Here is a 26,770-nt window from a genome sequence, read left to right as displayed (position 1 = left end):
TATGCTCCGGTGGGAAGAGAGAAGAATGGGTCAAAGCCCGAAAGATTTAATGCGATTGCTAGAAACTTTTATTGGCACAATGTAGTCAGGTTTTTTTCGGGCTGTTTCGATAAAGGAGAGTTGCCTATGTTAATCCATGAGCTGAGAGAATTGCAACAAGATAAGGTTTTAAGGTACACAAATTATCCAAGGCTAATTACATCACAAATACTTTCTGACTGGGTTTTTACTCAATATCCAGTGTTACTGAAAGATGTAATTGAAATTATCTTGAATGGAATTAATATAGGTAGTATTATTAATCAAGATAGTAGATACGCTAGTAATGAACCAATCTTGCTACCCAATGAATGTGGAAGAACTGAAATCTTTAATGAATGCTTTAAACAATTAAAATTATTTCCTAAAAAAGATTATGCAATTGAGCTGATTGGAGTGATAAGAAATAATCCCCTTGATAACGAAAATGTATGGAAAAGGGAAGCATTAAATTATTCAAATAATGATTTAATTAAGTGGCTTGAATATGGACATCTACTTCAAATAATCTACAAACTAGATACAAGATTCCTTGGTGAAATTGTAATGAAAGATTCTTTGGATTATCAAGAGAGAAAAATACAAATATTAATACAAAGTAATCGTTTTGATGTTTTGGAAGAATCACGTTATTTAAAAGAGACACTACTAAATGGAATTCTTAAGAACTACCTATTTGCTACTGCTAGGAGAAAGTTAGAAAGTGGCATTCAATTTTTAAGTATGTTGTTGAATACTTATTCATTGAAAAATGTTTTAAAAAGCGAGAACGAAAATATTTCATTTTTAGAGTATTTATCTCAGACCTTGAGTTCCTATTCCTCAAGTGAAAAATACTTTGATTTTAAAGTAAATGACGAAATTGATTTAGGAATTAAGAAGGTAGCAGATGAATTAAAACCAATACTCGACCGGCCGGTGATTGAATGGAAAGTAGCATTAGAAAATTGGGATTCATTTGTAGAGGTTCTTAGACAGCATTATGGAGATACTTGGATAATTAATGCAATTGCGATTATTTCTAGTGGCATTAAATCAAAAGAGGAAAAATATGAATCGTTTAGCGAACTGGGCAATTTACATATTTCTTTATGCAAAAGAACGAGATGTGCGAGAATGAAATCTGGCAATTTGAGTTTTTGGAGAACTCAGCTAAATTTTTCGAAAGAGATTAATTACAAGCTCTGTGTGTATTTGACATGGGCAACCTCAAAGACAATAATTGAGATGTACAATGTAGTTTCCGATTTGATATCCAAACTCAGTGAAGAAGAATGTCTAATAATTATAAGGACACTTAAAAGTACCGCTGAATTGTCCACATTTAATTCAATGCAATCTTCTGAAATGATCACTTTTCTTAAAGGAAGTAATAGCAACGAAATGTTTAACTATATGATCAGTTTTAGACTTTCAGAATCGACAAGAGATGAATTTATTTATAAGGAAATAGGAGGTGAGTCGAATTTACTTTCGGACGAAATATATGAAGTGAAATTTGATTATTTAGTAGGCGAATATTTTCGCAATCCAAATGATATTGATTTATTAAATAGAATAAAAGAAGTTTATTCTGCTCTTCCCAATTTCAGCTTTCATGATTATATTTTTTATAGACATTACCATGAAAATAAAGTTATTATACCTTATGAAATTTCAAAGAATATTATGGCTGATGCTAAATCGTATCCGAGAATTATCGCTTCAATGGCAGAAAAAGCTTGTAGGCAATATGCAAATCGAGAAATAATACACGTTGGTAAGATAGCAAATGATGAGAAATGGTTCGACTAGAAGGCAATTACTTTTTTGATCTAAAGTGACTGATTTTTATAATTGAAACTTATAAGATGTTGTGTTAAAAAAAAGGGCTAAGAAGATTTTGAAAATTTGATTAAAGTGTGAAAGTATGATTTGAATTGTGTGTATATTAAATGAATTTCTTGGTTAAAGAAAAAGGTAATTTAGCGGTAGTGACGCTAGAACATTTTTTGAAAATTATAAAAATTGAAAAGGGTTGATATGTTCCTGAGATTCAAGTAGCAGACATTTAGGCCATATAATTCAATTAGATTATTACGGTCGTGTAAATCTATAAATCTAATTGAAGTAGTCGCTTAAAAAGAAGTTCGGAATCACATCAGAATAAATTTCGTTTGAAGTCCTACGTAAAGTATCTTGCTGGCTCATTCATCATAGCAGTAAACCTTCACATGGGAAAAGAAATCGAAAGGAAGTTTTTAGTTCATCATCAGATGTGGCAGGGAGTTGAGAAACCTGCCGGGCAGCATTTCAGACAAGGGTATTTATTAACAGACCCCGACAAAACCATCAGGGTGCGGCTCACAGATACACAGGGTTTTCTCACCATCAAAGGGCTTTCGACGGGAGCTACCCGGTCTGAATTTGAATATGAGATACCCGCGACAGAAGCCAAAGAGTTGCTGGATGAGTTTTCGGTTTCAGAATTGTCGAAAATCAGGTATAAAGTTGCTTTTGAAAATAAAATCTGGGAAGTCGACGAGTTCCTGGGAGATAATGCCGGACTTATCGTTGCAGAAATTGAATTATTAAGTGAAGAAGAAGCCTTTGAAATCCCTGCCTGGATAGACAAAGAAGTAACCGGCGAACAGAAATATTACAATTCTAAACTGACAGCGGAGCCTTTTAGCAAGTGGTAGGAAGAAAAAGGTCCGGGAATAATTTCAGATCGCTTTTGACTATTAAATTTATCCGTTAGTTTTATAAATTGAGTGCTTTGATATTTACCTTACAAAGTGGTTTTTATATAGTGGATAAAAAATATTCCTGGCTTTTATATTTTCATATTGATAAACCAAGTGTTGAGATTTACCAGAGTGGAGATAAAATAACTCCTTTCAAAACTTAATAGACCATGACCAATAAACTAAACAATAATTTAAAATCTAAAATTAAAGGACTGGCTTACTACCAGGTTGGCGGCGGGGTTCTGGGGTTTCTACTGACCTTTTGGGCTATATTTAATAACTTGGGTATCAATAGCTCGAGTGCTTTTCTTTTTCTTTTTGTTACCTGTTTTTGTACTTTTACTATTTTTTGTGGCGTGTTATTGATAAAGGGTGCCACCAAAACCGGATTAAAATATTCCATGATCAACCAGATATTACAGTGCTTTAATATCGCTCTTCCTGTATTTTCCTTCAGGTATGTTGCCGGCCTTAGTCTGAATGTTGGCATTGATTATACAAATGACCTTAATCCTTTTTTCAATCTTTATTTTGGAGAGTTTCAATTACATTTTAGTGGATCTGGAGAGCAAATAATAGTAGGGATTAATTTGATTGCGATCTACTTAATTTATCTGATAGGAAAGATACAGCATGAAATAGAATTGAAGGAGATGCTTTCCGGGACATCAAATTTCATCAAATAAAACCATGAGAAAACTAACCCTCATCGCCCATACCTCTCTCGACGGCTTCGTGGCCGGAGAAAACGGAGAACTGGATGGTTTTAAAGCCGGGGCAGAAAACCTCGCATTTGTTGTCGGATTAACCCAGACTGCCGATGCGGCTTTGTTTGGCCGTGTTTCTTATCAGCTACTTGAGAAATACTGGCCGTCGGCAAAAGATATTCCGGGTGCGACTGAGGGGGAAGTGGCCTATTCCAAATGGTATAACAAAACGGAAAAGATCATTGTGTCCCGCACACTGGAAGGGCAGGTGATGGGAATTACGGCCATTCTCAGTGAAAATGTGGTAGCTCGAATTGTTGCTATTAAAGAGCAAGCGGGCAAGGATATCCTGATCTTCGGAAGTCCGTCTGTGTCGCAACTGCTGATGGCGGAAAACCTGATTGATGATTACCGGATATGCATCAACCCGGTTATTTTTGGAAAAGGAATTCCGTTATTTACCCGTTCTGAAGAATTGAAAAAACTGCAACTCATCAGCACCCGGCAGTTTCCGAACGGAGAACTGGCCCTGCATTATATTCGTTGTTAATGACTCATGAAAACCCTCAGGAAATACATAGATTCGATATCTCCGTTAGCCGAAACGGAATGGACTGCCATTGTTGACCTCGCATTGACGGTACATTTAAAAAAGGGAGAATTACTGGTACAGGAAGGAGAGCGGTACAACAGGGAGGTGTTTATTGAAAACGGAATTATGCGGGGTTTTATCATAGATGAAGAAGGGAACGAGAAAAGTACGGCCTTTTTCCAGGAGGGAGAATTTATGAGTACCAATACATTCCGGACGCAAAACGGCATTTCTGCTTACAGCTATCAGGCCCTCTGTGAAATCACTTTGCTGTTGTTTGATGCCGATCGGCTGAAAAAAGTTTTGTCTGAAACTAAAAAACTTTCCGGAATAGGGAAAGCCATCAAAGAAAAAGAACTGAGCAGGCTGAGCAACCGGGACATTTGTCTTATGCAGGTCAAAGCTTCTGATAAATACCTTAAATTTACCAGGTTTTATCCCAGGATTGAAAGCCTGGTTTCTCAGCGTTACATCGCTTCTTACCTGGGCATCACGCCCGTGTCGCTGAGCCGCATAAAAAAAATGCTGATGCTTCAGACTGTTAACAATTGATAACACTTCTCTTTCAGGAGCAGGCTAGTTTTGCTTCATGAAAAAGAAAAAAACAGCACTCGTCACAGGCGGCACTTCCGGTGTTGGCCTGTCTATCGTCAAAGGTTTGATCCACGAAGATTATTTTGTGGTATTTATCGGGAGCAATAAAACCAAAGGAAAGGCTTTGGAGGCTTCGCTGGGTGAGCAGAACGCCACATTTATTGGTCTTGATCTGGGTAATTTAAATGAAGTTTACCGATTCACTGAAGATTTTGTCAAAACACACAGCCGACTGGACCTCTTAGCTAATGTTGCCGGGGTGATACTTCCCGAAAGAGAAATGACCCCGGAGGGTTTTGAAAAGACTTTTGCCGTCGGTTACCTGAGCCCGTTCGTGCTGTCTGTCAGACTGGCATCATTGCTGAAAAAGACACCCGGGAGCAGGATTGTCAACGTTTCGGCACAAGCCAGGACCATTCTGAACACCAGGCTTGATTTCGAAAATCTGGATTTTAGTAAGGCTTATAATGGTTTTAAGGCATCCATAGCCACTGTCCATGCTAAAACTGTTCTCACTGTCCTGTTGTCTGAGAAATTGCACCTGGATGTAAATTCGTTTCATCCCGGTATCGTCCGCTCAGACCTCACCCGGCATCAGCCTTTCTTTATCAGGTTCCTGACCCGGGTTTTTTCTCCACTGATGAGTAAAACTTCTCAAAACGGCATTTATGTATGTATTTCTAAAGACATAGAAGGCATAAGCGGACAGCTTTATGTCGATAAAAAACCGGTACCATTGAGCTTTGAACGGGATTATAAAGAAACCCTGTGGAAGAAAACCAACGAATTACTGAAAACATTAAAATTTGATTTATATGAGAACACCCAATTATAAAGCAGGATGGCTGATTCCGGGAAAAGTAGCGGCATTAACCCATTTTCATGCAGAAATTACCCGGGAGGATATGGCCGGCGTATTGACTGAAACCATGGCCTTGTTGAAGGATGTTAAAGATACATTCCATATCATTATTGACAACCGTGTGGCCCCTTTAGACAGGATTTATACCCTGGAAGAGCTTCAGAAGGCGTCTGTGGTGCTGAATCACCCTTTGCTGGAATATGTCGTGATCGTGAAACCTGATCACCTTGAATTAGAGGAAGAGGAAATGACAATACACTCGGCCGGGAATGTTCATCTGAAAAATGTATCCTCTATACAGGAGGCTGCCGGTTTTTTGTGTAGCGTGGATGCTGATCCAGACATTGACCTCGCTTTTTTTGGATAGACTGGTTGGGTTATGCGTTCTGTATTTTTCTGTGAAAAAAGCCTGGAATGTATGGCTTTCCGGAAGTTCTGTGCTAATTTTTGGAAACATTTAAATTAACCCGGCTGTGGAGTACCAAAAGAAAGTGAAAGTAGGGGTGGTGCAGGCCACGCCGGCCTTGTTTGATATTGAAAAGACCATCGGGATCATCATTTCATGGATAGAAAAAGGAGCTGAAGCAGGCTGTGAACTGTTATTGTTTCCTGAGTCCTTCATTCCCTGCTACCCGAGGGGACTGACGTTCGAAGCCACGATCGGCAGACGGACTGACAAAGGAAGAGAGCAATGGTTTGATTACTGGCAGAACAGCCTCGATACTTCCTCTGGGCACCTTGATACAATCAGTGCAGCCATAAAAAAGGCAAATCTTTTTGTGGGGCTGGGGGTTACGGAAAGAGAGAATACCGGTGGCTCACTGCATTGCTCCCTGCTTTATTTTGACAATCAGGGCCACTTCATGGGCAAACACAGAAAACTGAAGCCAACCGGACTGGAACGATATATCTGGGCAGAAAGCGACGGCAGTACCCTGGTCAGTTTTGACACGGAAATCGGTAAAATAGGAGGGCTGATCTGCTGGGAGAATTATATGCCCCTGGCCCGGATGGCCATGTACCAGCAAGGGGTTGAAATTTATCTTGCCCCAACGGCAGATTCAAGGGATTCGTGGCAATCCACCATGCAGCATATCGCTTTGGAGGGCAGATGCTTTGTGCTGGCCGCGAACCAGTTTGTGACCAAAGCCGATTATCCGGAAAGATACCTGGAAGACCTGAAAGACGAACCCGAAATCATGTGTCCGGGCGGCAGCGTGATCATCTCACCCATGGGCGAAGTACTGGCCGGGCCGCTCTGGAATGAAGAAGGGCTGCTGACTGCTGAACTCGATTTCTCTGTCCTGGCAAAAAGCAAACTGGACTTTGACGTCATTGGGCATTACGCCAGAAATGATGTTTTTGATTTTAAAGTGAATAAGCAGCCGGGGATTTTGCGGGTGGAGTGAAAGATTTTTTTTAGGTTTTGCCTATGATTTCCTTAAACCATCAATAAAGCCCAGGGTTAGGATAGAAATTAGATTAATTGCCGGAATAGAAACTGGAAAAAATGCCAGGAGAATTTAAAACATACTTTTACAATGAGCTTTGACGATCAGATAAACCGTATTAAAGAGAAACTTATCATTGCTAAAGAGAAAGATGCAGGCTTAAAAGTTTTTGGAGCGGGAAGGCATAAATACGTATTGAATAAACCTGCAACTATTAATGATATCAGAAGTTTCGAAAACTCATACTCAATAGATCTTCCAGAGTGTTATAAATCCTTTATGACAAATATAGGGAACGGAGGTGCAGGCCCATTTTATGGGATCTATTCGCTTGGAGAAGGTCTTAATGAAATAACAAGCAGTAAAGCAAAAAAATACTTAGGCAGGGATTGTATTATTTCTCCGGAAATTTCTGAATCATATTGGCTTTCTCTGAATAAGAAGATTGACGAAAATGAAGATATTTCTAATGATGATTATGAAAAGGAATTAGGTAGAATATTTGGAGGGATTCTGCCGATAGGCAATCAGGGATGCACTTATTATCATGGTATTATCTTAAATGGAGATCATAAGGGTAAAGTAGTAAATCTGGATTCTGACAGGCAAAAGCCTCAGTTTACCTATGAGGAGAACTTTCTTGATTGGTATGAAAGATGGCTTGATGAAATAATTTCGGGCGATTTACTGGAAGACGGGCCCAGTTGGTTTGGTTACTTGATGGGCGGGACAGATCGCGAAATAATTGAGAAATTCTTAATGTCAGATGATGAGACATTTAAGTCTGGTTGTCTGAAGTCTATTCTGAACTTGAAATCAATTGAATGTGAGACAGTCAAAATCATTGAACAGCAACTATCTGTTGAGTCTGAACATCTAAGAATTAAGCTGATTGAGTTATTGGTAAAGTTTGATTACGAAATAGCCAGGCCTCATTTACATACTTTACTCACAGATAATCTACTTTGCTTTTTTCAGTTTATTTGCTGGTATGCACCTGACAAAAGTCAGGAATGGTTGAGTGTTGCTGAACCTGAAATTGATAAAATTAGTGATAGCGAAACACTTCGGTTTTACATTCTTCTGCTCGAAAAGGCCGGCGTGGATTATGGCCCAAAGCTTGTCCCATTCACGTACAATGTGGACATGGACACAAGAGTAACTGCATTTTATAACTTAGGCCGTTTGAAAAACAAAAAAGATTATCTCGATCACCTCATAAGAGGTTTATATGATGAGTCCAATCCGGTTGTTCACACTACTTTGCAAGCTCTTTCGGGTTTAAAAGATTGGGAACTTTTTAATCACTATAGGGAAGTTGCAAGAAGATTTACCAAAGATGAGCATTCTATATTGACTAAGTTAAACAGTAATCTGCGAGTATTTGGATACGATAATATCTCGATTTTAGAAAATAATGAAAATAATAAAGTCGAGAAAAAGTGGTACAGATTCTGGTGATCGCTTCTGATTTGTGAACAGTTTATCACAAATCACCCCCGCCCGAACGAAGTTCAGGTCGGGCAGGCACCCACTAAAGCACAAACAAAAAACAATATCCTCCCCGATTATTTGTTTAAAGGAAAACGTGCTTAATTTTGTATGATCATAAAAACAGACATCTCCATGACCAGGAAAATCATTTTAAAATTCGCCTTTCTTTTATTTCCGGCACTGGCTTTTGCCCAGTCCAATTCACAGCAAATCGTAGAGGCACGTCTGAAATTGCCTCAAAAAAATACCCTGGCAGAGACCATTGTTCAGATAGGAGAGAGTTTTGCGGGATTGCCTTATACGGCATCTACACTGGAATTTGCTTCCGAGCAACTGGTTTGTAACCTCAATGAATTTGATTGTTATACTTTTGTCGAAAATGTGCTGGCTATCAGCCTGACCAAACTCAGCAAAGACAAAACCTACGAAAACTACAGAAGAACTCTGCAGAACCTGAGATACCGCAACGGTGAGATCAACGGATATGCTTCCAGGATACATTATTTCTTTGACTGGGCCAAACATGCGGAAGCCAACGGGCTGGTGCAGGACATGAGTCCGGAAATAGGGCAGAAGGTCACTAAAAAGATCAACTTCATGAGTACACACCGTCAGTTTTACCCGGCTTTTGCCACTGATGATAAGGTCTGGAATGAAATTAAAATGATGGAAAGCAACCTGTCAGGGCACGAACTGTTCGAAATTCCGAAAGCAAAATTCGCTGCTAATGAAAGCCAGATCCGTACCGGGGATATTATTGCCTTTACTTCAACTGTACCCGGCCTGGATGTCAATCACGAAGGCTTTGCGGTGTGGAAAAACGGGAAATTATACCTGATGCATGCTTCTCTGGACTTTAAAAAAGTAATTGTATCCACAGAAACCATGGGAGAATACCTCAACAGGATCAAGAAACACGCAGGTGTGATGGTTTTGAGACCTATCTGATTTTTTTGGAAGAAAGGAGTAAAAGAGAAAGCCCGCCCGGCCTGGCGGTCACGTCGGATGGGGAAAAGGAAAGTTTGTCGTTTTCTTAAATTACCTGATCAATAGCTTGTTAAAGAATGTAAAATCACCGGTGTAAAAGGCTGAATCTTTCAGATATTTTTTCCATTGCTTCGTCTGACTTACTGCCAGTTCCTTCCTTTTTCGGAAGAATTAATCCTCCCATTCAATCTCAATATTCCTGTCAGCCAGAACGAGGGTGGTGTGTGTGATGCCTTCCGGTCTTTCTATTTTGAAGGTCTTTTTCTTTATTTCTTTACGGAATTGTTCATTCACCAAGGTCGGGCTTGTCTTATGAAAAACGAGCACCTGGGCACCTTTGATATCTTTTAATTCGTAGGAATCTTTTGCTTTGATCCTGACAGACATTTTGATGATTTCCTGGCCCAGTAATATACTCAGTGACTTTAACGCATTCGGAAAGCCATAACCTACATAATTGTTCGGGAAAGGATACATATCGCCTGATTTGAACAACACTTCTTTGATATCTTCAGACTTCAGATCCGGTTTCAGTTGCAGCAATGCCCCGATATACCCCGTTATCAGCGGGGCGGCGAAAGAAGTGCCGTATAAGGCATAACAGGCAACGTCCGGTTTTACATAAGGTAGAAAATCAGGGCCGATGCTGCTGTAATCCATTTTGAGTCCGTGCTGGTCACTTGCTCCGACCGTAATGGGCTCGTAAGCATCACCTGGTGTTGAAACTACCTGCCAGGCAGGATTTTCGCCTTCATTGCCTGCAGAAACCACCAGGATCATGCCTTTTTCCCTGACGGCGAGCGTCGCCGCTTTAGAAATGACGCTGGTTTTGCCGTCCATGTTTTCAGGCAGATAGCTCTCATTCGGATCCGTAAACCCTGAGCCATAGCCCAGCGAAGTGTTGACCAGCCTGACACCCAGGCTGTCGAGCCATTCGATCGCAGCCACCCAGTTGTCTTCCTCTGCTCTGAATTCCCTTTTGCCGGAGTCGGTTCTCGCCAGGTAGAAACTCGCCTTATTGGAAATGCCCAGCAATATATCTTCCGATTCGATTTTGCCACCAATGGCTTTTAAAACCTCAGTGCCATGAAAATCAGAATCTGTTTCTTTTTCATCGAAATGATTCACTTTGGCCGGATTGATGTAGTCATGAACAGCCTTGATCCTTTGACTTTCGACGGCATGAGCCAGGGCCGGGTCTTTCTCCAATCCATAAAAACCGACATCTATGACCCCGATATTAACACCCGTGCCATCCAGGTTATTAAACAGAAAACCTTCTACACCCATTTGCTTGAGGGCGTAATCGACCCTCAGGTCGGGTTTGAAATCATCATGGGCTTGTGCCTCCAAAGGGATGTGGGCACGTGCCTCCAAAGGGATGTGGGCACGTGCCTCGAGGCACGTGCCCACGATGATTTCCCGGAGGCCTTTGACGAATGAAATCTCCGATAATTTCCTTTTCTGTTCGGGCGTCAATTCAGCCGAAACGGCATTCAACCACCTGGATTGACGATGTATTTCTATATCGAGGGACTGCAATGAATCAATATAGGTTTTCTTTAAAGGAAAATCCGATGTCTGGATTTCCTGAAGCTGAAGCATTCTTCTGTTTTCTATGGTCTCTCCGGAAATGGCCGGGGCGGCGTTTGTTTCTCTTTCATCAAAAAACACCCAGAACTTTTGCTGGGCCTGCATGACATGACTCAGCCCGAAAAGAAGGATGAAAAAGAAGGCAGACTCTTTGAATTTTGTGATCAAACTATTCAGATATTAATTAATATTGCAAATATTCTAAAATTAATCCTCAAAAAGGGATGCGTTACGAAAAAATTTCTCCTGAACTGTTTATTCAAAACCGGCAGCGGTTGATCCAAAAGTTAAAACCACAATCGGTAGCTATCTTCTGTTCTAACGACCCGATGCCGGCAAACGCCGACGGCACGATGGGCTTTATTCAGAATTCGAATCTTTTTTACCTGACCGGGATTGATCAGGAAGAGACTTTTCTCGTGATTAATCCTTCTCATCCGGACCCTGAAATGAGAGAGGTTTTGTTTGTCAGGGAAACGAGCGAGCATATCAGGATATGGGAAGGGGAAAAGCTGACGAAAGAAGAAGCCCGTGAAATTTCCGGTATCCGCACGGTTTACTGGTCATCCCAGTTTGAAAGTGTGGTTTACCGGCTTATTCCGGCTAATGAAAGGATTTATCTGAACCTGAATGAACATGACGGGGCAGACATTTCTTTTGAAACAAGGGAAAGGAAGCTGCTGAAAGAACTGAAAGAGAAATTCCCTTTGCACAACTACGACCGTTCGGCCCCCTTGCTGCAGAAGCTGCGGGAAGTGAAGAGCAAACATGAAATAGAACTGCTGAAAAAAGCCATTGACATTACCGGTAAGGCCTTCAGGAGACTTACAAGGTTTATCGGGCCCGGCGTTTTTGAGTACCAGCTGGAAGCCGAAATGACCCACGAGTTTCTGATGAACCGCTCCAGGGGACATGCCTTTCAGCCGATTCTGGCGTCAGGTGAAAACGCCTGTGTGCTTCATTATGTCACCAATAATAATTTTTGCAAGTCAGGCGACCTTATCCTGATGGATTTCGGGGCGGAGTATGCCAACTATAAAGCCGACATCACCCGGACTGTGCCGGTCAGCGGAAAATTCACAGAAAGGCAAAAAGCAGTTTATCAGGCTGTTTTGAACGTACTATATGCGTCCAGGAAACTCATCGTGCCGGGCAATACCCTGGTGCAGCTGAAAGAACAGGCCAACGAACTGATGAAGGAGGAACTCCTGAAACTGGGCCTCATCACACCTGAAAATCCTCAGGTCAAAAAATACTTTCCCCATGGTATTTCCCATTTCCTGGGCCTGGATGTCCATGACGTGGGTGATAAATATGCGATCTTCAAGCCGGGCATGGTTTTTACCTGCGAACCCGGCATTTACATCCCGGAAGAAGGCCTGGGCATCCGGCTGGAAAATGACATCCTGGTGACTGAAAACGGTAATATTGACCTGATGGAGGGCATCCCATTGGAGATAGAGGAGATTGAGAGGATGATGAATGATTGAGTGATAGAATGATTGAATGTGGGTTTTGTAGAGATGTTGCAGGCAACGTCTGACTCTCCGTAAAGCCCTGTAGGGGCGACATATCTGTAGCAAATTTGTTATGAAAATAACCAAAACCCCGTAGGGGTGACATATTTTAGGGAGTAAATGAGCGAGTGTTTTGCAGAGACCTTACAGGCAACGTCTGACGGCTGCGAAATTGTGAGGCAGAGGCATTTCAATAAACCACCATTTGTATTTCGTCAATAAAAAACAACCTGTTGTCAAGCAAATTTCTAATTCAGAGGTGTTGTGATTACTTTTCCCGTTAATTTTTTGTCAGATGGATGCCAAAATAAACCTGCCGGGAGAATCCTGGTTCTTTAAGTACAAGATTTACCATCTTCCTTTCTGGTTTGCCTACCATGTCATGTGGTGGACCATCACCATCGGCGATTTCGGTGACGTGGCACATAACATTATATATTCTGCCTATTCAGTTAAGTTCCTGTTTTATGTCGTTTTCCAGGCTTTCGGGGTTTATTTTAACCTGTATTTCCTGATGCCCCGCTACCTGTACACAGGCCGTTATGTAGCTTATCTCGGTTTTTTTCTGTCTACAGTGTTGATCTGTGCGGCTTTTATTGTCTGCGGATATTATTTCAGTGCTTATCTGTCTGACCTTACTTTTAAAGAGTTGTACGGCCGTGAATTGTCAGACTATAAATTCTTTTTTGCCATCAATACCCTGCCGTCCACGGTCGGGAGCATGACACTGGCCATGAGCATAAAACTCACCAAAAACTGGATTCAATCGCAGAAAAAGCAACAGGACCTGGAGAGAGAAAAGCTTGAAACAGAACTGAAATTCCTGAAATCACAGTTTCATCCGCATTTTTTGTTCAATACCATCAATTCTATTTTCGTCCTCATTCACAAAAACCCTGACCTGGCCTCTGAATCGCTGGCGACTTTTTCGGACCTGATGCGGTACCAGCTTTATGAGTGTAATGAAAATGAGATACAGCTCAGCCGGGAACTGAGTTTCCTGGATGATTTTATCCAGCTGGAAAAACTCCGGATTGATGAACAACATACCCGTTTATCCTATGAATTGAACGATCAGTCGGCCGCCGGACAAACCATTGCTCCGTTTATCCTGATGCCTTTTATGGAGAATGCTTTCAAGCACGTTTCCAAAGGTAAAGATCAGCAGAACAGGATAGAAATTGAGGTGAAAATTGACGAAAACAGCCTGGACCTTATAGTAGGTAACAGCGTATCAACTCAAAGGAATTACAGCAATGAAGCCTACGAAAGCAGAGGCATAGGACTCAAAAACGTACAAAGAAGACTTGATTTGCATTACGGGAAAAATTATCAGCTTCATATCAGCGAGTCAGAAGATTATTTTAAAGTGCACCTGAGCCTGTATTTTCAACACAAGAAAACAGAAGAATTTGCTTACCAATAAAACCCATGAAATTAAAATGCGTGATTGTGGATGATGAACCCCTGGCCAGGGAAGGTTTGTCGGGATATGTCAAAGAGATCGATTTCCTGGAACTGACAGGCGAGGCAGAAAATCCCCTGGAACTGAACAAGCTGCTGGACAGGGAGAAAGTAGACCTGATTTTCCTGGACATCCAGATGCCTTTGATGAGCGGGCTTGATTTTCTGAAAATCAAGTCTGATTTACCGATGGTCATCATTACCACGGCCTTTCCCAGCTACGCTATCGAGGGCTTTCAGTTTGATGTGATGGATTACCTGCTGAAACCGATCACTTTCAACAGGTTTTTTAAAGCCGTAAGCAAAGCGAGGGAATATCACCTGCTCCGCCAGCGGAAATTTGAAAGTATACAGGAGATTGAAGCGGATAAATTCTTCTTTATCAAATGCGACAATAAGTATGAAAAGATATTTGTAAGGGAGATATTGTTTGTGCAGGCATTGCAGAATTATGTGATCATCCAGACAGAAAAGGCTAAGTTTATGACCCTTTTGCCATTGAAAACAGTAGAAGAGAACCTTGAAAACTCTAATTTTATCAAAGTCCACAAATCATATGTAGTTTCGGTTTCAAAAATAGAAGCCATTGAGAACAATGAGATACTGATCAGGAACTTCAAGATACCCATCAGCAGGAATTTCAAGGAGCAGGTACTGGATAAAGTACTTAAAGTCAATCTGCTTAAAAAATAGGCTCTGTGAAGGTAATACCTTCGCAGATGCGTAAAAAACCTCGCCCTCTCTGCTGAAAGCTAGCCGCTAATCCCTAAATTTGTAAAAACATTAACTAAAGCAATATGCAGACTTCTTCTATCAGATACCTTGGTGATTTACGCACCGAATCAACTCATTTGAAATCAGGGAAAACTTATATCACAGATGCTCCTGTAGACAACAACGGTAAAGGTGAGGCCTTTTCTCCGACCGACCTGGCGTCTACTTCCCTGGGCAACTGTGCCATCACCATCATGGGTATTTCAGCAGGAAAAGAAGGAATAGATTTCGCCGGAACTGAACTGAAGATTACCAAGATCATGAGTGCTGAGCCTCCCCGCAAAATCGCGAAGATCATTGTGGAATTTGACATGAAAAGCAACGTCGTTCTGACGGAAGATCAGCAAAAAAGATATGAAAGACTGGCTCACAGCTGTCCTGTAGCTTTGAGTTTACACCCGGACCTGGTTCAGGAGATGATCTTTAACTGGTAATGGACTGGTCAGCCGAACTCCGGGATTTTAAAAATTACCTTAAACTGGAGCGGTCGCTGTCGCCCAACTCCGTCGAATCCTACATCAGGGACGCTGAAAAATTATTCCAGTTCGGTGAAATCAAAGGACTCAATAAAAAGCCGGAGAAACTCACCGAACAGGAAATACAGCAGTTCCTGATTTACATCAACGAAATAGGCCTTATTGCCACTTCACAGGCCAGGATACTGAGCGGTCTGAAAGCTTTTTACGCCTTTCTGGCCCTGGAGAACGAGACTTTGATCGATCCCACCCGCTTGATTTCTTCCCCGAAAATCACCCGGAAACTCCCGGATACCCTGCACTTTCATGAGATTGAAAACATGATCTCGATGATAGACCTCAGTCTGCCAGAGGGGCCGAGAAACAAGGCCATCCTGGAAGTGATTTACAGCAGCGGGCTGCGGGTATCAGAACTGGTCAACCTCAAACTTAGCGATTGCCAGTTTGATATCGGTTTTATCAGGGTCACCGGTAAAGGCAATAAGATGCGGCTGGTACCCATAGGCCAGCAGGCCATCAAATACGCTAAAATTTATATCCACGAGTCCCGCACAGCCATTGACATCAAAGACGGATACGAAGATTTCCTGTTTCTGAACCGCAGGGGAAAATCTCTCACCAGGGTCATGATTTTTCTCATTATCAAAGACCTGGCAGAAAAAGCAGGCATCAGGAAAAATATATCTCCCCACACCCTGCGGCACAGCTTTGCGACCCATTTGATAGAAGGCGGTGCCGACCTACGGGCTGTCCAGGACATGCTCGGCCACGAATCCATCACCACCACAGAAATATACACCCATCTCGACCGGGCGTTCCTGCAGCAGACATTGAAAGAATTTCATCCGAGGGGGTGAGGTAGTTTTGAATTTTGATTGAGTGAATGCCTGCCCGACCTGGGCTTTGCCCGGGCGGGATTGAATATAGAATGATAGAATGACCCGGACGCGATGAGTGATAGAATAAATGGACCGTATGACATTTTGTAGAGAGGTTGCACGCAACGTCCGAATGCGATGAATCCTTTTGCTGACAATCACATTTCTTTCATGCAGACAGTATCCGGAATACATTTTAAGGAATAGCTACATCAAAGAAGCCCTGTAAGGGCGACATATCTGTAGCAGCAAATAAGGTTTTCAAAAAAACAAAACCCCGTAGGGGTGACATATTTCATCGATTGAATGCCTTGCAGAGATGTTGTAGGCAACGTCTGATATTGATTAGGAGCTTTGTTACAAAAAAATAGATACACACGGCCGTGTGTATCTACTACGATATAAAGATAGACTTATCCATCTAAAATACCCCTAAAACTTAATGCCCTCATGGTAATCTGACGAAGCTAAGGGCTAAAAGCCAATAGCTAATCGCTGAAATCTATCCCCATACCATCACCTCTTTATTGTACTTATTCCTGTATTCCACCGGCGAAAGCCCCGTGGTTTTGCGGAAGATGGTCCTGAAAGCTTTCACATCCGAATAACCCACTTCGAACATCACCTCGTAAATATTCTTCCGGGTAGTTTCGAAATCCTTTTTCGCCACTTCGATTTTCACCCTCTGTATATATTCTGAGACCGTATTGGAAGTCGCTTTTTTGAATCTTCTTTCAAGGCTTCTCCTGTTCAGGGCCAGCAGGTCAGAAAGATGATCTACCGTAATTTTATCCTGGAAATGCTCTTCTATATAAGCCTGGGCTTTTCTCACTGTTTCATCTTCATGCTCTCTTTGTCCCTGGAACATGATGAAAGGAGATTGGCTCTTGCGGTCAATCTCGATAGCAAAGACCTTGGCGGCCATAATCGCCATTTCGTGCCCCGCATATTTACCGATCAGGTACAGGATCAGGTTTTGATAAGAAAACGCCCCGCCGCTGGAATAAATCCCCTGTTCGTCGGTGATGATCTTCTCTTCCACCAGTTCTACTTCCGGAAACATCTTCCTGAAGTCGTTGGCGGCGAGCCAGTGGGTTGCACATTTTTTGCCGTCAAGCAGGCCCGTCGAAGCCAGGAGGAAAGCCCCCAGGCACAAACTGGCCACTTCTGCACCACCCTGGTATTGACGGGCGATCCACGGAAGAAAGTCTTTGTTCTTTTCTATCGCAATCCTGAGATCTCCGTCGACAGCCGGAATGATAATCAGGTCGGTTTGTTTTACTTCGTCGATGAGCAGGTCGGCATTGGCCGTAAAACTGCCGCCGCTTAAAGGGGTCTCTTTGGTAATTCCGACCAGCTGGACATTGAAAAGAGGCTCCTGGCCCCGCATCCTGAAAAAGTTGTTGACCTGGGTGAGTAATTGCCTGGAACCTTCAAGGCTGCCCAGGATGGCCCCTTGCGGGATCAGAATCGAAATGTGTTTCATAGGTTTTGTTATTAGGTTGTCTCCGTGAACGGGAGGCGGTTGATTCCGGTGTGATGATAGCTTATTTCATGGTTGAACACCGGAAAACAAATATAAAAAGGAAAATTGTCGCAAACAACCCCTTATTCTGCCGCATCCGCACCACGCGATAACCAGCGTATTGCCGTAGGTTTGTATCATAAACTTTTTAACTATGTTACTCAAAGATAAAGTCGCCATCATTTACGGAGCAGCCGGAGCTGTCGGAGGGGCTGTTTCTCTGGCCTTTGCGGCAGAAGGAGCCAAAGTCTACCTCGCAGGAAGAACCGAGGCAACGCTTCAGGCCATGGCCGCAAAAATAAAAGAGGACGGCGGCAAAGCTGAGGTCATTGTTTCAGACGCTTTTGATAAAGGCGTGGTGGAACGGGGTCTTCAGAGAATAGTAGAAACAGAAGGCCGGATCGACATCTCCTTTAACCTCATCAGCACAGATGACATACAGGGAAAACTTCTGACGGAAATGGACGCAGGAGATTTTCTTCAGCCCATCCACAAGGCCATGAACAGCCATTTTATAACGGCCACCGCTGCCGCAAGGGTGATGAAAACCTCTGGGGTAATTCTGGCCCTGACCGCCAACGCTGCCAAAAGACCTTATCCGACTCTCGGAGGTTTTGGCGTGGCCTGTGCAGCCATTGAAGGTTTCTGCAGACAATTGGCTTTTGAAGTAGGGGAAAGAGGCATCAGGGTGGTTTGTCTGCGGTCTGCAGGTTCGCCTGATTCACCAGGTGTGGATGAAGTCTTTAACCTCCATGCCGGAAATGCAGGCTTGTCGAGGGAAGAGTTTGACCGGAATTTTGCGGCGGATACCATGCTGAAACGCCTGCCTTTACTGAGAGAGGTGGCAGATGCCGCCGTCCTGATGGCCTCAGATAAAGCGGGAGTTGTAACCGCAGCGGTTTTGAATGTAACTTGTGGTGAACTGGCAGATTAAATAGCAATAACCATGGCTGATTATCCGAAACTGTTTTTGTATTCCATGAACATTTCTGCAGGGCAGCTGGCTGACTTAAGCAAACTGACCGGAAAAGACGCCCGGGACATCAGCATAGTCCTGATCGAAAATGCGGCCGATGTGGAAGAAGGTTCCGAAAACTGGCTGCATGCTTTCAGAGAACCCTTCATCAAAGCCGGGTACCGAGTAACGATGGCCGATCTCAGGACCTGGGTGAATGACTATGAAGACCTGAAAGCAAAGCTCGAAGCCGCCGACATCATCTGGGCGGGAGGGGGCAACACCTATTATTTGAGGTGGATTCTGAAGACCACCGGGGTGGATGAAATCATCAGACAACACGTGAACAGCGGAAAAGTGTATGCCGGCTGGAGTGCCGGGGCCATGATAGCTGCACAGAGCCTGATAGGCATAGAAGCCATGGAAACCCGGATGGCTGCTCCTGAACTGATCAGGGAAGGGCTTGCTCTCACCGATTTAATGGTGGTGCCACATCTGGACAACCCGGATTTTGAAGAGACCGCAAAAATTACCCTGGAAACCTTAAATGATGCAGGTACCAGGACTGTGCCGCTGTTGGATCACCAGGTGCTTATCATCAGGGGGGACGAAGAAAAAGTGATTTAATGACCGGGAATTACTCATTTGTATTGAACTGAAAAAATAATGCTGAAAATATTTGTGCAACTAAAAGGTTTCGTTTAATTTGGCAACCAAAAGGTTTCATAATGATGTAACGATCTTTAGAATGAAGAAGCATAAGGGGTATAAATCATAAACTTGACAAAGAATGAAAGCGATCCAGGTATATCTCACTTTCCAGGGGAATTGCGGTGAAGCGATGACCTTTTACCAGTCCTGCCTCGGCGGGGAACTTAATCTCATGAAGGTCAGGGATTCACCGATGGCCTCGCAATGGCCTGACAACGTGCAGGAGCATGTCCTGCACAGCTATCTCAGCAGCGACGGCCTGGTACTTATGGCCTCAGATATGCCCGTTCCCGGAAGCAACATACACGGCAGTGCGATCAGTCCGGCCCTGGTATGCAGCAACGAACAGGAAATCAAAGCTTATTATGACAGACTTGCGGCGGGCGGCGAAGCCATTCAACCCTTGCATCCTTTTTTTGCGGGACTTATCGGCGTGTTAAAAGATAAATTCGGGGTCAGCTGGATGCTCAACTGCCCGCTTGAGTAATAATTTTACAGTGTTAGAAATAACATGTATTGACATCAGGTAAACTGACTTAAGTTTCTTTTGATCTTACTGTCAAGGTTATAAATTAAAAAGAAACAAATATCCGATTTAAAAATTCTCTGTTTGAGCAAAGCTGAAAACTGCGTAATGTTATCTTCAAAGGGAAGAGTTTTCAGATTTGTGAGTTAGAATTTTTGCTGCTTTTTTTGTTACTTTTTTTTCAGCCAAAAAAAAGTAAAGCCCTTTAATAATCCACTTGCGAGGTAGATGATTAACTATCTGATATGTTATTGATAAGCAGATATTTAAATAATTTTATCAATGGTAGAGCCAGGCTAAAACATTCAATAAACAACAAAATAACTTATCACTTATGGCAACTCAGATTTTTGTAAACCTCCCGGTAAAAGACCTTGACAAATCAGTGGCTTTTTTCACTGAACTGGGATATTCTTTCAATCCGAACTTCACAGATGAGAAGGCTACCTGCATGATCATCTCTGATACCATATTCGCTATGCTGCTGGTGGAACCTTATTTCATGGGTTTCACCAAAAAGGAAATACCAGATACCTCAAAAACTGCCGAAGTAACCCTGGCCCTTTCCCGCGAAAGCCGGGCTGATGTAGACAGTATTGTGAATATGGCCATTAAAGCAGGCGGAAAAGCACATAATGAACCGAACGACATGGGCTTTATGTACAGCTGGGGTTATGAAGACCTGGACGGTCACATCTGGGAAGTGATGTGGATGGACCCCTCAGGCATGCCGCAGGAGTAATTTTTTCAGAAGACCGGAAGAATTCTTCAGGAAATGCGACGTAAAGTTGCGTTGGGTTAACGCAAGAGGCAGTTTGAGCAACGCAAAGTTACGTTGGGCCGACGCAAAGTTACGTTAGGCTGACGCAAAGTTACGTTGAGCTGACGCAAAGTTACGTTGAGCTGACGCAAAGTTACGTTGAGCTGACGCAAAGTTACGTTGGGCTGACGCAAAGTTACGTTGGGCCGACGCAAAGTTATGTTGGGCTGACGCAAAGTTACGTTGGGCTGACGCAAAGTTACGTTGAGCCGACGCAAAGTTACGTTGAGCTAACGTAAGAGACAGTTGGGCTAACGTAAAGTTCAGTTCGGCTAACGTAATTTATCGTTTAGTCGCCGCATCCTGTAAATCCTGTAATCCTGTCCATAAAACCCATAATCGTGTTAATAAAAATAAAACCAATAAACCCTTTCATTCCTTAAATGATCTCAACATGAAAAAGAACAAAATTCTCTTCTGGATTTTCACCGGTATTCTTACTTTGTTACTAGGTACAGGTTCTGTTTTTGATGCTATTTCAGCCCCGGAGGCCATAAAAAACGTGACAGGTCTGGGTTATCCCGCCTACATCATCCCGTTTCTGGGCGTGGCGAAACTCGCCGGACTGATCGCCATCCTGATACCCGGATATTACAGGATCAAAGAATGGGCTTATGCAGGCCTTACTTTCGACCTGGTCGGAGCCACTTATTCCCTGATAGCCACAGGAGAGCCCGCCAAGCACTGGCTGCCGATGCTGATCGGGTTCGGGCTGATTGCAGGCTCGTACATTTATTACCACAAAATTTCAAAAGCAGCATAGTATTGTGCATCAACTGATTACGCTTCATCAACATAATAAACAGGAGGAATTATGATCAATAAAGTAATCAAAAAAACAATAGACATCCCCGCACCCAAAGAGAAAGTCTTTGAAGTGCTGGTGGATGACGAGTGCACCAAACACTGGTTTGCGGAATTCGGAGAGGGTGCACACGCCGAAACCACCTGGGAAGAAGGCAGCAAAGCGGCATTCACAGACGACAGCGGCAGCGGCCTGGTAGGGGTGGTGATGATCAATCGTCCCGGAGAAATCCTGTCGGTGAAATACACCGGGATTGTGGTGGACGGCCTGGAAGACTATGACAGCGAACTGGCCAAAGAAGTAAAAGACACGATGGAGACTTACGTTTTGACAGAAAAAGACGGGATTACTACGCTTTCTGTAGATGTCGACATGAGCGACGAGTACTACGACATCATGTCGGAAGCCTGGGACAACGCCATGAAGAAAATCAGTGAACTGGCCATAAGTCGCAGATAATCAATTTTTAACTATCGATTTGTTCGGAGCAAAAGCATTTTGCCTTTGTGCCCTCGTGGCATAAACCGACAAAAAGCTTACAGCATATAGCCTACACCTTACAGCAAAAATCAAAAAAGCTAACAGCTTAAAGCCAATAGCTAACGCCTAAACATGAAAAAACTCATTTCTTTCCAGATGATGACCCTCGACGGTTACTTCGAAGGTCCCGGTGGTGAACTCGACTGGCATAATGCAGACGAAGAGTTTAATGAATTCTCTGTCAGTCAGCTCCGGAACGCCGATACCCTCGTTTTCGGAAGAAAGACCTATGAAATGATGGAGCGTTTCTGGACAAGTGCTTTTGCTGAAGAAACGGATGCCGCGACTACCGTCCTGATGAATGATTTACCGAAAGTGGTTTTTTCTGAGACATTGCATGAAGTCAGGTGGACCAACGCGGTTTTGTATAATAAAGACTTAAAAGAAGTGATACAGGCACTCAGGAGCTCAGAAGAAAACACCGGTAAAGACATTCTGCTCTTCGGCAGTGCAGATCTCGCTTCATCGCTGATTGAAAACGGCTTGATTGACGAGTTCCGGATTATTGTCAACCCTTTGGTGTTGGGAAGCGGTATCCCTTTTTTTAAGAATTCGGGACACAGACTTAAAATGAAATTGATAAACAGCATGGTATTTAACTCCGGCAATGTCTTGCTGTGTTATGAACCGCAATAAACACTACTTTTTGACTATGATAGAAGTTTTTAAAACCAACATAAGGAACGTTACACAAGCCAGGAAACTGATCCGGGACATCAGGCGTGTGTTTACTGCTTACGAGGCCAATGTAGATCTGGACGACTGCGACCGCATACTCAGAATCGAAACCTGGCATGAAAACATTGAGATCAATTGCCTCATTGACCTTCTCCAAACCCATGGTGTACATGCTGTGGTTCTGGAAGACGTAGTACCTTCCTGATAAATATTTTTGAAAGTCAGCAGGGTTTTATAGTTTTGTGGCGGATTTATTCCATCCTGAACAATTTTTAACCAACCAACTTTTAATGATGAAACAACTTGTCCTTTTAATTCTTCTTTCTTTATTCACATCCTACACAAAAGCACAGGAAAGTGCCGGATATTACAGACAAGGTACTCCGCCCAAAACAGTCTTATTGAGTGTCGGACCTACATTGATAGGTGTTCATGCCGACGCCGGAATATTCTTGAAAGACAACTTACTGATAGGAGTAAATGCTGAAAGACACGAGTTTTTATCTTCGAGGAGAGAAGCCGGAGGTTTTATCAGGAGATACGGGAAAGAGAAAAATGCACCTTTATATCTTCAGGCAGGTCTGTCTTACGGACATTTCAAAAACTGGGACTGGAGTGACTGGGACACCCTCACTGAGCTCTCGCCCTTATATAAAAGCTTCAAAGCAAGTGGATTTGCAGGGTTCGATCTCCGGATTTCTAAACAATTCAGCATCGGAGGAGAAGCCGGCGGCGGCTTCCTCTTAAAAACCACCTGGTTTCAACCCTCTCTTAAATTATCCCTTACCTGTCGGTTATAATCTTATTTTCCCTCAGATGCTCAGGCCTCAAGGCCTGAGCAATGAATAAAGACTTTGGGTCTCAAGAGCCTTTACAGAGAAATTCACCCTTCAGGGCTTTATCTAGAGGATGGATTATATTATTCCTGCCCGGACCCTTTAGGGGGCCGGGCACTCGGAAATTCACAATTCATTCTATCATTCTATTATTCATTATTCACTCCCGCCCGGTCGAAGCCCAGGTCGGACAAGCATTCATTCATTAACTCATTCAAAATTCAGAACTCACTCACTCATTCAAAACTCACCTATTTCCTTCGCCATCTCCCCAAGCCTGATCAGGGCCCGTTGTACTTCTTCAGTCCATACCAGTCCGTAGTTTAATCTCAGGCAGTGATCAAATTGTCTTCTGAGGGTAAACATTCTGCCGGGCGAGAAACTGATTTTCTCAGCAGCCGCCTTTTTAAACAGATGGATCGTGTCTATTTTCCGGTCGAATTCTACCCAAAGTACAAAGCCCCCTTGCGGTCTGCTCACTTTTGTACCTTCAGGAAAGTGCTCCTGGATCACTCTCAGGTATTGCAGATAATTGGTATAAAGGGTATGCCTCATTTTCCTCATGTGGTTTTCATATCTCCCGGTTTCCAGGAAATTCGCGATTACCTCCTGTGTGATACTCGTGGAAGAGATCGTGTGGAGCAGTTTAATGCGGTTCACCTGTTCTTTAAAGATTCCCGGTGCTACCCAGCCCACCCTGTAGCCCGGTGCCAGGGTTTTGGAAACAGATCCGCACCAGAGCACCAGCCCGCTTTCATCAAAACTCTTGCAGGTTGAAGGACGGCTTCTGCCGAAATAGACATCGCCGTAAAGATCATCTTCAATCAACGCCACATGATGCTGCTGGATCAGTCTGACAACTTCTTTTTTATGCTCATCGGGCATGCAGCTGCCCAGCGGGTTACTGAAATTACTGATCAGGATACAAGCCTTCACCTTCTCTGTTTCAAGTGCTTTTTTGAGTGCATCCGGCTGTATACCCGTTTCAGGATGCGTCGGCAGTTCGAGTATCCTGAGACCCAGGCTCTGGGCCAGCTGTAAGATTCCGAAATAGACCGGACTTTCCACGATAATCGTATCTCCCGGCTTCGTAATGGCCATCAGGCTGCAGGAAAGGGCATTGATACAGCCTGTGGTGGTTACAATGTCTTCTTCTGTCAGGTGTCCGTGTCTGAAGGCATTCTTCGCGATCTGCCTTCTCAGTTTTACATTCCCTTGCGTGATTTCATAGGCCGTACCACTTCCCTGCAGGTCTCTCATCGCCTGGATCAGACCTTTATTCAGCCGGGCTACGGGAAGCATCTCTTCAGCCGGAACCCCGTGCGAAAACATCACCATGTCTTTCTGCTCTATATGACTGAAAACAGAATCGAGCAGGCTGTTCATTTCAAGATTTTCAAGACCGGAAACAGGCTGACTGGTGGCCGGAATGGCCGGAAATCTTTTGATCACCCGGCTGACAAAGTACCCCGACTGAGGCCTGGCTTCAATCAGGCTTTTACTTTCGAGGTGATAATACGCCTGCATCGCCGTGCTCTGGCTGATGTTGTACATCTCGCATAAACGCCTCAGTGAAGGCAGCTTATCCCCGATGCCGATGACTTTGGTCTTTATTTTTTGTTCAATGTTACCGGCTATTTGCAGGTACAGATGTTCTGTTTTTTCAGAGAAAGTATCCATAAATAAAATTGCTATGGTCAAAATTAATAAAACTGCATCTGCTTTGGTAATTATTTTTAAAAGAACTTTGTGCCGTTGAATAAATATGGATTTAAATGACCAGCCAGTGCATATGAATAAGCAATTAGAAAATGATCTGAAACAGGTAGACAGTCTGCTCGAAAAAGTAAAATGGCAGGGACTGGACTTCCTGGAGAAACTTTCAGAAAGACCCACGTCGGCAACACCGGTAAGTCAGACCCCGGAGACGTTGAATGAAGATGGATTGGGTGGATTAAATACACTCAGTTTGTTTAATAAAAGGTTTGAACAACTGATCGTAGGCTCATCAGGGCCGAGGTATCTGGGATTTGTAACCGGTGGCTCCACACCGGCGGCCATTGCCGGCGACTGGCTTGCTACGATCTTTGACCAGAACACCCAGACTGTTAAAGGTCAGGGGGATATTTCCGCTATTATTGAAACCGGAGCTATCCAATTGCTTCTCGACCTTTTCGGTTTGCCCGGCGGTTTCCTTGGGGGCTTTGTGACCGGAGCCACGATGTCCAATTTTACCTGCCTTGCCGTAGCCAGACAATGGGTCGGCAGACAATCCGGCAAAGACTTTGCCAGGGAAGGAGTTTCCGGTCACATCCATATTTTATCGGCCGTGCCGCATTCCTCGGTCATCAAATCACTTTCTATGCTGGGTATCGGCAGTAATAATTTTGAGAAGGTAAAAGTAGAAGAGGGCAACCGCGAGAGTATTGACCCGGAAGACCTGGAATCAAAAATAAAAGCCCTCAACGGACAACCCTTTATCCTCATTACCAGTGCCGGGACTGTAAATACTGTTGACTTTGACGACTTTAAGGCCATATCTAAACTCAAAGAAAAGTACAATTTCTGGTGGCATATTGACGGAGCTTTCGGAGCGTTTGCGGCTTGTTCTCCAAAGTATCAGCATCTCGTGGCAGGCTGGGAAAACGCTGACAGTATTACGGTGGATTGTCACAAGTGGTTAAATGTACCTTATGAAAACGCCGCTTTTTTTGTCAAAGAACAACACAAGATATTACAAACAGAAACATTTCAGAATGCCAATGCCCCGTACCTCGGCGACCCGATGGAGAATTTCAGCTATTTGAATTTCCTGCCCGAGAACTCAAGACGCCTCAGAGCCTTGCCAGTCTGGTTTACCTTGAAGGCTTACGGAAAGAAAGGGTACAGGGATATTGTAGAAAACTCGGTTAACATGGCCCGGCTTCTGGGACAGTTCATAGAACAAAGCAAGGCATTTGACTTACTGGCTACTGTAAGACTCAATAACGTCTGTTTTACTTTAAGCGGTGAACAAAACCAGGACAAAGTACCCGTCTTTCTGGCCAGACTGAATGAAACAGGAAAGGTATTCATGACTCCCACGGTTTACAACGGTAAAAAAGGAATAAGAGCCTCTTTTGTCAACTGGCGTACCACGGAAGAGGACGTTCAGATTGTAATAGATGAAATGAGTAAACTGACAGATAATGAATGATTTATCACCGGTTTTTAGACA

Annotated in this window: 28 protein-coding genes; 25 read left to right on the top strand and 3 right to left on the bottom strand. The window is 43.3% G+C overall.

The features are described from left to right. Positions 1-9: 9 nt before the first annotated feature. The 10 genes from GVN16_RS02595 to GVN16_RS02550 all read left to right on the top strand — a co-directional run bounded on the left by GVN16_RS02595 (position 10) and on the right by GVN16_RS02550 (position 9,416). Positions 10-1,833, top strand: coding sequence for a hypothetical protein (locus tag GVN16_RS02595; protein WP_166562265.1), 1,824 nt, complete (start codon positions 10-12; stop codon positions 1,831-1,833). 419 nt (positions 1,834-2,252) lie between these two features. Beyond that, positions 2,253-2,720 (top strand): CYTH domain-containing protein, encoded by a 468-nt coding sequence (locus GVN16_RS02590; protein WP_166562264.1) that lies wholly within the window; start codon positions 2,253-2,255, stop codon positions 2,718-2,720. A gap of 215 nt (positions 2,721-2,935) precedes the next feature. Then, entirely contained in the window at positions 2,936-3,454 is a 519-nt protein-coding gene (locus GVN16_RS02585) for a hypothetical protein (protein ID WP_166562263.1), read from the top strand. A 4-nt stretch (positions 3,455-3,458) separates the two neighbouring features. Further along, positions 3,459-4,025 carry a dihydrofolate reductase family protein gene (locus GVN16_RS02580; RefSeq protein WP_166562262.1) on the top strand — a complete coding sequence of 189 codons (567 nt, stop codon included), beginning with the start codon at positions 3,459-3,461 and terminating at the stop codon, positions 4,023-4,025. Positions 4,026-4,031: 6 nt separating this feature from the next. Next, complete coding sequence (locus tag GVN16_RS02575; protein ID WP_166562261.1) at positions 4,032-4,619, top strand: Crp/Fnr family transcriptional regulator; 588 nt, start codon at positions 4,032-4,034, stop codon at positions 4,617-4,619. Positions 4,620-4,656: 37 nt separating this feature from the next. Continuing rightward, positions 4,657-5,496 (top strand): SDR family NAD(P)-dependent oxidoreductase, encoded by an 840-nt coding sequence (locus GVN16_RS02570; protein WP_166562260.1) that lies wholly within the window; start codon positions 4,657-4,659, stop codon positions 5,494-5,496. Next, complete coding sequence (locus GVN16_RS02565; protein WP_166562259.1) at positions 5,477-5,890, top strand: hypothetical protein; 414 nt, start codon at positions 5,477-5,479, stop codon at positions 5,888-5,890. Before GVN16_RS02570 ends, GVN16_RS02565 begins: the two co-directional genes overlap by 20 nt. Positions 5,891-5,996: 106 nt before the next feature. Further along, on the top strand, positions 5,997-6,932 hold the full coding sequence (locus tag GVN16_RS02560; protein WP_166562258.1) for a carbon-nitrogen hydrolase family protein: 936 nt from the start codon (positions 5,997-5,999) through the stop codon (positions 6,930-6,932). Positions 6,933-7,064: 132 nt separating this feature from the next. Then, the gene (locus GVN16_RS02555; protein WP_166562257.1) at positions 7,065-8,435 is read left to right on the top strand and encodes an SMI1/KNR4 family protein; all 1,371 of its coding nucleotides are present in this window, start codon (positions 7,065-7,067) and stop codon (positions 8,433-8,435) included. Positions 8,436-8,576: 141 nt separating this feature from the next. After that, entirely contained in the window at positions 8,577-9,416 is an 840-nt protein-coding gene (locus tag GVN16_RS02550) for an N-acetylmuramoyl-L-alanine amidase-like domain-containing protein (protein ID WP_166562256.1), read from the top strand. Positions 9,417-9,626: 210 nt separating this feature from the next. Here GVN16_RS02550 and GVN16_RS02545 read toward each other — a convergent pair whose 3' ends face one another. Next, positions 9,627-11,216, bottom strand: a complete 1,590-nt coding sequence (locus GVN16_RS02545) for a S8 family serine peptidase (protein WP_166562255.1) — start codon at positions 11,214-11,216, stop codon at positions 9,627-9,629. 56 nt (positions 11,217-11,272) lie between these two features. Between GVN16_RS02545 and GVN16_RS02540 the strand changes: the two genes are divergently transcribed. From GVN16_RS02540 to xerD, 5 genes are all read left to right on the top strand, one after another. Further along, on the top strand, positions 11,273-12,538 hold the full coding sequence (locus GVN16_RS02540; protein WP_166562254.1) for an aminopeptidase P N-terminal domain-containing protein: 1,266 nt from the start codon (positions 11,273-11,275) through the stop codon (positions 12,536-12,538). A gap of 322 nt (positions 12,539-12,860) precedes the next feature. Next, positions 12,861-13,991, top strand: a complete 1,131-nt coding sequence (locus GVN16_RS02535) for a sensor histidine kinase (protein ID WP_166562253.1) — start codon at positions 12,861-12,863, stop codon at positions 13,989-13,991. 5 nt (positions 13,992-13,996) lie between these two features. Continuing rightward, positions 13,997-14,722, top strand: coding sequence for a LytTR family DNA-binding domain-containing protein (locus GVN16_RS02530; protein ID WP_166562252.1), 726 nt, complete (start codon positions 13,997-13,999; stop codon positions 14,720-14,722). 104 nt (positions 14,723-14,826) lie between these two features. After that, positions 14,827-15,237: an OsmC family protein gene (locus GVN16_RS02525; protein WP_166562251.1), complete on the top strand. Its 411-nt coding sequence runs from the start codon at positions 14,827-14,829 to the stop codon at positions 15,235-15,237. Next, positions 15,237-16,136, top strand: a complete 900-nt coding sequence (gene xerD / locus GVN16_RS02520; RefSeq protein ID WP_166562250.1) for a site-specific tyrosine recombinase XerD — start codon at positions 15,237-15,239, stop codon at positions 16,134-16,136. The genes GVN16_RS02525 and xerD overlap by 1 nt, the downstream gene beginning before the upstream one ends. 523 nt (positions 16,137-16,659) lie before the next feature. On the opposite strand, the gene GVN16_RS02515 is transcribed toward xerD, so the two are convergent. Beyond that, positions 16,660-17,643: a GlxA family transcriptional regulator gene (locus GVN16_RS02515; RefSeq protein ID WP_166562249.1), complete on the bottom strand. Its 984-nt coding sequence runs from the start codon at positions 17,641-17,643 to the stop codon at positions 16,660-16,662. Between the two features lie 193 nt (positions 17,644-17,836). Between GVN16_RS02515 and GVN16_RS02510 the strand changes: the two genes are divergently transcribed. The 9 genes from GVN16_RS02510 to GVN16_RS02470 all read left to right on the top strand — a co-directional run bounded on the left by GVN16_RS02510 (position 17,837) and on the right by GVN16_RS02470 (position 23,517). Continuing rightward, positions 17,837-18,616, top strand: coding sequence for an SDR family NAD(P)-dependent oxidoreductase (locus GVN16_RS02510; RefSeq protein ID WP_166562248.1), 780 nt, complete (start codon positions 17,837-17,839; stop codon positions 18,614-18,616). A gap of 12 nt (positions 18,617-18,628) precedes the next feature. Then, positions 18,629-19,264, top strand: a complete 636-nt coding sequence (locus GVN16_RS02505; RefSeq protein WP_166562247.1) for a Type 1 glutamine amidotransferase-like domain-containing protein — start codon at positions 18,629-18,631, stop codon at positions 19,262-19,264. Between the two features lie 163 nt (positions 19,265-19,427). Beyond that, on the top strand, positions 19,428-19,835 hold the full coding sequence (locus tag GVN16_RS02500; protein WP_166562246.1) for a VOC family protein: 408 nt from the start codon (positions 19,428-19,430) through the stop codon (positions 19,833-19,835). Between the two features lie 373 nt (positions 19,836-20,208). Continuing rightward, on the top strand, positions 20,209-20,616 hold the full coding sequence (locus GVN16_RS02495; RefSeq protein WP_166562245.1) for a VOC family protein: 408 nt from the start codon (positions 20,209-20,211) through the stop codon (positions 20,614-20,616). A gap of 472 nt (positions 20,617-21,088) precedes the next feature. Next, on the top strand, positions 21,089-21,457 hold the full coding sequence (locus GVN16_RS02490) for a DoxX family protein (RefSeq protein ID WP_166562244.1): 369 nt from the start codon (positions 21,089-21,091) through the stop codon (positions 21,455-21,457). A 51-nt stretch (positions 21,458-21,508) separates the two neighbouring features. After that, positions 21,509-21,958 carry an SRPBCC domain-containing protein gene (locus GVN16_RS02485; RefSeq protein WP_166562243.1) on the top strand — a complete coding sequence of 150 codons (450 nt, stop codon included), beginning with the start codon at positions 21,509-21,511 and terminating at the stop codon, positions 21,956-21,958. Positions 21,959-22,111: 153 nt separating this feature from the next. Next, positions 22,112-22,675, top strand: coding sequence for a dihydrofolate reductase family protein (locus GVN16_RS02480; protein ID WP_166562242.1), 564 nt, complete (start codon positions 22,112-22,114; stop codon positions 22,673-22,675). A gap of 16 nt (positions 22,676-22,691) precedes the next feature. Then, positions 22,692-22,922, top strand: coding sequence for a hypothetical protein (locus GVN16_RS02475; protein WP_166562241.1), 231 nt, complete (start codon positions 22,692-22,694; stop codon positions 22,920-22,922). A gap of 85 nt (positions 22,923-23,007) precedes the next feature. Continuing rightward, a complete protein-coding gene (locus GVN16_RS02470) occupies positions 23,008-23,517 on the top strand; it encodes a hypothetical protein (protein WP_166562240.1) in 510 nt (169 codons plus the stop codon). A gap of 276 nt (positions 23,518-23,793) precedes the next feature. Here GVN16_RS02470 and GVN16_RS02465 read toward each other — a convergent pair whose 3' ends face one another. Then, positions 23,794-25,233, bottom strand: coding sequence for a PLP-dependent aminotransferase family protein (locus GVN16_RS02465; protein WP_166562239.1), 1,440 nt, complete (start codon positions 25,231-25,233; stop codon positions 23,794-23,796). Between the two features lie 112 nt (positions 25,234-25,345). On the opposite strand from GVN16_RS02465, the gene GVN16_RS02460 reads away from it, so the two are divergent. Beyond that, entirely contained in the window at positions 25,346-26,749 is a 1,404-nt protein-coding gene (locus GVN16_RS02460; protein WP_166562238.1) for a pyridoxal-dependent decarboxylase, read from the top strand. Positions 26,750-26,770: the final 21 nt, after the last annotated feature.

The organism is Emticicia sp. CRIBPO (assembly GCF_009905725.1).
Lineage (GTDB): Bacteria > Bacteroidota > Bacteroidia > Cytophagales > Spirosomataceae > Leadbetterella.
Note: the sequence above shows the minus strand (reverse complement) of the source record. Positions and strands in the feature narration are given on the sequence as shown.

Excerpts from the sequence above, each read along its gene's own strand:
- GVN16_RS02550 (WP_166562256.1), top strand. The coding sequence starts at position 8,577 with ATGATCATAAAAACAGACATCTCCATGACCAGGAAAATCATTTTAAAA.
- GVN16_RS02505 (WP_166562247.1), top strand. The coding sequence starts at position 18,629 with ATGGCTGATTATCCGAAACTGTTTTTGTATTCCATGAACATTTCTGCA.
- GVN16_RS02565 (WP_166562259.1), top strand. The coding sequence starts at position 5,477 with ATGAGAACACCCAATTATAAAGCAGGATGGCTGATTCCGGGAAAAGTA.
- GVN16_RS02525 (WP_166562251.1), top strand. The coding sequence starts at position 14,827 with ATGCAGACTTCTTCTATCAGATACCTTGGTGATTTACGCACCGAATCA.
- GVN16_RS02570 (WP_166562260.1), top strand. The coding sequence starts at position 4,657 with ATGAAAAAGAAAAAAACAGCACTCGTCACAGGCGGCACTTCCGGTGTT.
- GVN16_RS02510 (WP_166562248.1), top strand. The coding sequence starts at position 17,837 with ATGTTACTCAAAGATAAAGTCGCCATCATTTACGGAGCAGCCGGAGCT.
- GVN16_RS02500 (WP_166562246.1), top strand. The coding sequence starts at position 19,428 with ATGAAAGCGATCCAGGTATATCTCACTTTCCAGGGGAATTGCGGTGAA.
- GVN16_RS02580 (WP_166562262.1), top strand. The coding sequence starts at position 3,459 with ATGAGAAAACTAACCCTCATCGCCCATACCTCTCTCGACGGCTTCGTG.
- GVN16_RS02470 (WP_166562240.1), top strand. The coding sequence starts at position 23,008 with ATGATGAAACAACTTGTCCTTTTAATTCTTCTTTCTTTATTCACATCC.
- GVN16_RS02530 (WP_166562252.1), top strand. The coding sequence starts at position 13,997 with ATGAAATTAAAATGCGTGATTGTGGATGATGAACCCCTGGCCAGGGAA.
- GVN16_RS02585 (WP_166562263.1), top strand. The coding sequence starts at position 2,936 with ATGACCAATAAACTAAACAATAATTTAAAATCTAAAATTAAAGGACTG.
- GVN16_RS02490 (WP_166562244.1), top strand. The coding sequence starts at position 21,089 with ATGAAAAAGAACAAAATTCTCTTCTGGATTTTCACCGGTATTCTTACT.
- GVN16_RS02540 (WP_166562254.1), top strand. The coding sequence starts at position 11,273 with ATGCGTTACGAAAAAATTTCTCCTGAACTGTTTATTCAAAACCGGCAG.
- GVN16_RS02575 (WP_166562261.1), top strand. The coding sequence starts at position 4,032 with ATGAAAACCCTCAGGAAATACATAGATTCGATATCTCCGTTAGCCGAA.
- GVN16_RS02460 (WP_166562238.1), top strand. The coding sequence starts at position 25,346 with ATGAATAAGCAATTAGAAAATGATCTGAAACAGGTAGACAGTCTGCTC.
- GVN16_RS02465 (WP_166562239.1), bottom strand. The coding sequence starts at position 25,233 with ATGGATACTTTCTCTGAAAAAACAGAACATCTGTACCTGCAAATAGCC.
- GVN16_RS02515 (WP_166562249.1), bottom strand. The coding sequence starts at position 17,643 with ATGAAACACATTTCGATTCTGATCCCGCAAGGGGCCATCCTGGGCAGC.
- GVN16_RS02555 (WP_166562257.1), top strand. The coding sequence starts at position 7,065 with ATGAGCTTTGACGATCAGATAAACCGTATTAAAGAGAAACTTATCATT.
- GVN16_RS02495 (WP_166562245.1), top strand. The coding sequence starts at position 20,209 with ATGGCAACTCAGATTTTTGTAAACCTCCCGGTAAAAGACCTTGACAAA.
- GVN16_RS02535 (WP_166562253.1), top strand. The coding sequence starts at position 12,861 with ATGGATGCCAAAATAAACCTGCCGGGAGAATCCTGGTTCTTTAAGTAC.
- GVN16_RS02480 (WP_166562242.1), top strand. The coding sequence starts at position 22,112 with ATGAAAAAACTCATTTCTTTCCAGATGATGACCCTCGACGGTTACTTC.
- GVN16_RS02485 (WP_166562243.1), top strand. The coding sequence starts at position 21,509 with ATGATCAATAAAGTAATCAAAAAAACAATAGACATCCCCGCACCCAAA.
- GVN16_RS02475 (WP_166562241.1), top strand. The coding sequence starts at position 22,692 with ATGATAGAAGTTTTTAAAACCAACATAAGGAACGTTACACAAGCCAGG.
- xerD (WP_166562250.1), top strand. The coding sequence starts at position 15,237 with ATGGACTGGTCAGCCGAACTCCGGGATTTTAAAAATTACCTTAAACTG.
- GVN16_RS02590 (WP_166562264.1), top strand. The coding sequence starts at position 2,253 with ATGGGAAAAGAAATCGAAAGGAAGTTTTTAGTTCATCATCAGATGTGG.